We start from the raw sequence: 5,157 nt of genomic DNA, 5'->3' as shown, positions 1-5,157 counted from the left end.
CGCCCGAGGACGTCACCGAACTCTTCGACACCTCGGGCGTCTGGGCGTCCGGCGCCGTCGTCTCGACCCCGAAGGACCTGGGCCGGTTCATCCGGGGCTACGCCGGAGGCCGCCTCTTCTCCCCGCACACCCGAAAGGAGCAGCTGACGTTCCTGCCCGGCGCCGCCTCCGAACCGGCGGGCCCGGGCGTCAACTCGGCCGGGCTGGCCCTCTTCCGCTACGCCACCCGCTGCGGTGTGCTCTACGGCCACACCGGCAACACCGCCGGATACACCCAACTGGCCGCCGCGACACCGGACGGCAGGAAGTCCCTCACCTTCTCGATCACCACCCAGACCAGCAAGACTCTCAAGCCGGCACTCCTGGTCCAACTGCGCAAGGCCCAGGAGGACTTCGCGTGTGCCCTGCTGCGCCACTGAGGTTGGTCACGCCACGGCCGACGGCCGGTCAGTCCTGACGCCCTCGCGCCGCCTTCCTCGGCCCCTGCCCGTCCCCGTCCAGCACCGACACCGCGTGCGCCGCCGACGCCAGCGTCACATGGCGGTGCCAGCCCGCGTACGAGCGGCCGGTGAAGTCCCGGATGCCCAGGCGGTCGGTGGTCTCGCGGAAGTCGTGGTCGGCGCGCCGGACGAGCCGGGTCAGCCGCATCAGGGTGGGCAGCCGCGTCTCCGTCATATCGGTGAGCCACAACTCCACGGGCCCCTGCCGGCCGCCCTCCGCCACGCCCAGGAGGACCAGCTCCCCGGGTCCCGCCAACTGCTGTACGGCCGGGGAGGGGCGGACGCGGATCTTGGTGGTGAGGTGCATCGGCCGCCCGCTGCCGAGGTCGCGTCCCGGCAGCGGCGCCGGGCGCATCCGGTCCCGGGCGGCCGTCATGATCTGCACGGCCTGCCGGAGTTCCGGGGCGCGCCCGTGCGGCGCCGGGTCGGTCACGGTGAGCCGGACCGCTCCGCCGACCCGGGCGAGGAAGGGCACGCCCGCGGCCCGGAACGCGGCGACGGTGGAGGCCAGGTCCATGTGCCGGGCGTCCAGTACGACCGGGCGCCGCGGCAGCCCCCAGTCGCTCGCCGTCTCCACGGCCGCCTCCACCGCCCAGTCGCCCGGGGTGCGGTCGCCCAGGTCGTCGGGGATGGACGCCTGGCGGCGCCGGATACGGTCGTCGAGCCAGGAGGACGACAGGTGCAGCCGCCAGTTGAGGGGCACACTCATGCGCTCGTTGGCGGACCACACCCCCACCGCCTGCTGGGCGTTGACGAGCTGGCCCAGCTCGGAGACGAACTGGCGGTCCACCCCGACGGAGTTCTCCCCGGTCTTCGGGATGACCATGGGCCGCACCACATACGCCAACGGCGGGTCCAGGCGGGTGATGTGACGGGCCAGGGAGCGCCGCACCGGGACCCAGTCCCAGGTCGAGTCGCTCACGAAGTGGTGCAGGCTCTGCTCGGTGGCCGAACCACCCAGCAGCGCCGCCATGTTGCGGATGGAGCGGCGTCCCTGCGCCCCGAGGAGGCCGCGCAGATACGCGAGGCCCCGCAGCCGTTGGTCGCTGCGGCGCAGGGAGGCGAAGAGCACGGTGCTCACCTCGGTGAGCACCCGCTCGTCCCAGCCAGCGGGTGCGGCGCGTTGGTGCCAGCCGTCGTCCGGCGGACAGTTCTCCAGTGTCTGGGCAGCGGCATTCATCGAGTCCCCCGTGGACCTTGGAATGAGTGGGAGGAAGGTCCGCGCGGTGCGGCGAACCACTTGATTCCGGCTCCAACGATGCTCTTGGCGCGCTCGCGTGCCAAGGGTGAGGGGACACCCTCCGACCACTCCTGAACGGGGCGTGACCCCCCTCCCACCGCTTCCAATCCCGTGGCCTTCGCTTCCTGCCGGAGACACATGTCACACGTGGCGTTCCGTGGTGGTGGCGGACACCACGGGAAACGGCACGGCCCGGTAAAGGACCGGTCGGCCGGCCCCTCCCGCTCGGCGCACGCCCTGGTGAGGGCGGTGTGACAGCGGTGGTTGCGCGCGGGGGAGGTGTGGTCCGGCCACATAGGACGCCCCATGAAAACAGGGTCGGTGGGGTGGTACGCCCGCTACCGGCGGTCGGCCGCGGCGCGCGGCCCAGGGCCGTACCCGTGAAGGGTGACACCCCGGCGCGGACGCCAAAACGCCCGGCCGCGAAGACCACATGGTCTTCGCGGCCGGGCGCTTCCGGCGGGCTGGTCCGGTGTCCTGATTCCGGTCGGGCCGTGCCAGTGTCGAGTCAGGCCGAGCGGGCTCCGCTGTGGGCCAGCAGATCGAGCGAGAGCAACGGGACGGTCTCGACGGGGGCGTCGATCACCGGGTCGCAGGCCAGCACCGCCTGATGGAGGCGGTTCATCCGGGGGGACGGTTCGAGCCCCAGCTCGTCGCCGAGCATCCTGCGCAGGCGCTGGACGACCTCCAGCGCCTGGGTGCGCCGCCCGGAACGGCTCAGCGCCAGCATGAACTGCGCGTGCAGGTTCTCGTGCGTCGGATACAGCGCGCACAGTGCGCTCAGTTCGCCGAGAAGATCATGGTGCCTGCCGAGTCGGAGATCCGCGTCGATACGCTGTTCCTGGACGCTTATCCGTGTTTCCTCCAGACCCGCCAGATGAATACGCAATACAGGTCCGGCCTGAACATCGGAGAGCGCCGATCCCTGCCACAAACCCAGCGCCGCGGAAAGCAGTTCGGAGGCCATGGCGTCGTTCCTGCCGAGTTCGGACCGGCCCTCTCGTACCAGTTCGTGAAAGCGCTCCACGTCGAGTCCGCCGGGGTGCACGGTGAGCAGATATCCGCCGTCCCGGGTCTGCAGCAATTCACGCGCCGCCTTGAGGCTGCCGATACGGGGCACGCGCTTCAGGATGCGCCTGAGCTGGAGGACGTACGACTGGAGTGTGGAAAGCCCGGTATCCGGAGGGCTTTCTCCCCATAGCTCTTCGATACACGTGCCGACCGTGACGACCTGATTGGCGTTGAAGACGAGCAGTGCGAGGAGCTGACGCTGCTTGGGCGCCGTGGGGGCGTAATCCTGACCGTTTTCCCGCACGCGCAGCGAACCGAGCACCGAGAATTCCATGACGACCTCTCGTTAGTTCTCCCGGATGGGCGAGACCGCCCGCAACCGGCGGCCCCGTCGTTCAGCGAGACTATCCCCGGGGCCCGGCCCGCTCTCCCAGGAGAGTTCAGGATCCGTCAACTCGCGCCATCGCGGCCCCCCATCGGGAGTTCAGCCGGCCTCCTTCGGGATTCCGTACCGTCGGAGCCCGTCGACACGATCCCCGAGGAGGCACACGTGCGACTCGCAGGGAAGGTCGCCATCGTCACCGGTGGCACCAAAGGCCTGGGGTACGCGATCGCCCAGGCATACGCCAAGGAAGGGTGCCGCGTCGTCTGCGCCGCCCGCGAGCCCGACGAGGGGCGCGAACTGCCGCCGGTGGGCGAGGGCGACCTCGCCTACCACCCCGTCGACGTCCGCGACCCGGACTCGGTGGAGGCACTGATGCGCGGCACCTACGAGGCGTACGGCCGCCTCGACGTCCTGGTGGCCGGCGCGGGCGTCAGCCGGGCCGGTCCGGCCGAACGGCTGGACGCCGCGCACTGGACGGACGTCATCTCCACCAACCTCAACGGTACGTTCCTCTCCGTGCGTTCGGCGCTGCCGTACCTGGTGCGCGACGGCGGGGGCCGCGTCATCACCCTGTCGTCGGCGCTGGCGACCCGGGTGGCCCCGGGCTCGTCGGCGTACGCGGCGTCGAAGGCGGGGATCGAGATGCTCACCCGCGTCGTCGCCGTGGAGCTGGCGGGCAAACCCATCACGGTGAACTGCCTGAGCCCCGGCTTCATCGACGAGGGGATGGGGCGCCGGCTGACCGGCAACGAAGCCGTCTGGGACTACTACCGCGGCAAGATCGCGGCCGGGCGCGCCGGACGGGCCGACGAGGTCGCCGACGCCGCGCTCTTCCTCGCCGACGACGGCTCCGACTACGTCAACGGCCATGTCCTGGAGGTCAACGGCGGACTGAGGTGGTGACCGGCGGACGTCCCCGCCGCGACCTCGTACGCATCCCTACGGCATCCCCGGCAGCAACCCCCTCTCACCGAAGGAGAACGGCACTCATGTCCCCATGGACCCGAGCGAAGTGGGCGGGGGCCTCGTGAAGGCACTCGTCTGCGGCGACCCCGCCCTGCGCCTCGACTCGGTCGCCGAGCCCGAACCACGCCCCGACCAGGCGCTCGTGGAGGTGCGCGCGATCGCCGTCAACCGCGGTGAGCTGGCCCTGATGGGGCAGCTCCCGCCCGGCTCCCGGCTCGGCTGGGACGTGGCCGGCACGGTCCTGCGCGCCGCCGCCGACGGCAGCGGACCCGCGGCCGGCACCCGGGTCACCGCGCTCGCCGAACGCGACGGCTGGGCCGAGCGGATAGCCCTGTCACCCTCCCGGCTGGCCCCCGTGCCGGCGGACCTGGACTGGCCCGCCGCCGCTGCCCTGCCGGTCGCCGGACTGACCGCGCTGTACGCCACCGAGTACGCCGGTCCGCTGCTCGGCCGCTCCGTGCTGGTCACCGGCGCGGGCGGGGGAGTGGGCCGGATGCTGGTGCAGCTCGCCGCCGCGGCGGGCGCCGAGGTGATCGCCCAGGTCGGCTCCCCGGGCCGCGCGGAGGGCCTGCGGGCGCTGGGCGCCCACACCGTCGAGACGTACGAGGAGGGAGCAGCCGGCGGTGTGGTGGACGTCCTCGTCGACAGCGTCGGCGGCCAGGTGCTCACCGGCGCCTTCGGCCGCGTACGGCCGGGCGGCACGGTCGTCTGCTACGGCAACACCGTGCGCGAGGAGCTGCGGCTGCCCCTGGACTGGGGCCATGCGCGCCCCGGACTGCGGATCGGCTACCTCCACCTCTTCGACGAGGTGACCCGGCGCGACGTCGGCCGTGACCTCGCCTCCCTGGTGCGGCTGGTGACGCGGGGGCGGCTCACGCCCGAGGTCGCGGCGGTCGGCTCCTGGAGCGATCCCCAGCCCGCCCTCGACGCGCTGCGCCGGAGGCAGGCCAACGGCAAGGTCGTCCTCACCCTCTGAGAAACCACTCCAGGGCCCGGCGGTGTGTGCGGACCGCCGGGCCCTTCCGGCTGCCCCGGTCCGGCCCGGCGGTCCGCAC

5 protein-coding genes are annotated in these 5,157 nt (G+C 72.2%); 3 read left to right on the top strand and 2 right to left on the bottom strand.

Translation table 11 applies throughout. The features are described from left to right. Positions 1 to 419 (top strand): serine hydrolase (locus tag ACJA3G_RS29530; protein WP_406556097.1); only part of this gene is annotated, 419 nt, incomplete at its 5' end. A gap of 28 nt (positions 420 to 447) precedes the next feature. Here the strand turns inward: ACJA3G_RS29530 and ACJA3G_RS29525 are convergent. Continuing rightward, positions 448 to 1,680 carry an IS701 family transposase gene (locus ACJA3G_RS29525; protein WP_406556096.1) on the bottom strand — a complete coding sequence of 411 codons (1,233 nt, stop codon included), beginning with the start codon at positions 1,678 to 1,680 and terminating at the stop codon, positions 448 to 450. A gap of 568 nt (positions 1,681 to 2,248) precedes the next feature. After that, on the bottom strand, positions 2,249 to 3,085 hold the full coding sequence (locus tag ACJA3G_RS29520; protein ID WP_406556095.1) for a BTAD domain-containing putative transcriptional regulator: 837 nt from the start codon (positions 3,083 to 3,085) through the stop codon (positions 2,249 to 2,251). Between the two features lie 216 nt (positions 3,086 to 3,301). Here ACJA3G_RS29520 and ACJA3G_RS29515 point away from each other — a divergent pair, with 216 nt between their 5' ends. After that, positions 3,302 to 4,039 carry an SDR family NAD(P)-dependent oxidoreductase gene (locus ACJA3G_RS29515; RefSeq protein ID WP_406556094.1) on the top strand — a complete coding sequence of 246 codons (738 nt, stop codon included), beginning with the start codon at positions 3,302 to 3,304 and terminating at the stop codon, positions 4,037 to 4,039. Positions 4,040 to 4,133: 94 nt separating this feature from the next. Beyond that, on the top strand, positions 4,134 to 5,078 hold the full coding sequence (locus tag ACJA3G_RS29510) for a zinc-binding dehydrogenase (RefSeq protein WP_406556093.1): 945 nt from the start codon (positions 4,134 to 4,136) through the stop codon (positions 5,076 to 5,078). Positions 5,079 to 5,157: the final 79 nt, after the last annotated feature.

Origin of the sequence: Streptomyces sp. YS-3 (assembly GCF_045257485.1) — a bacterium.
Lineage (GTDB): Bacteria > Actinomycetota > Actinomycetes > Streptomycetales > Streptomycetaceae > Streptomyces.
This window is presented reverse-complemented; position numbering and strand designations above follow the sequence as displayed.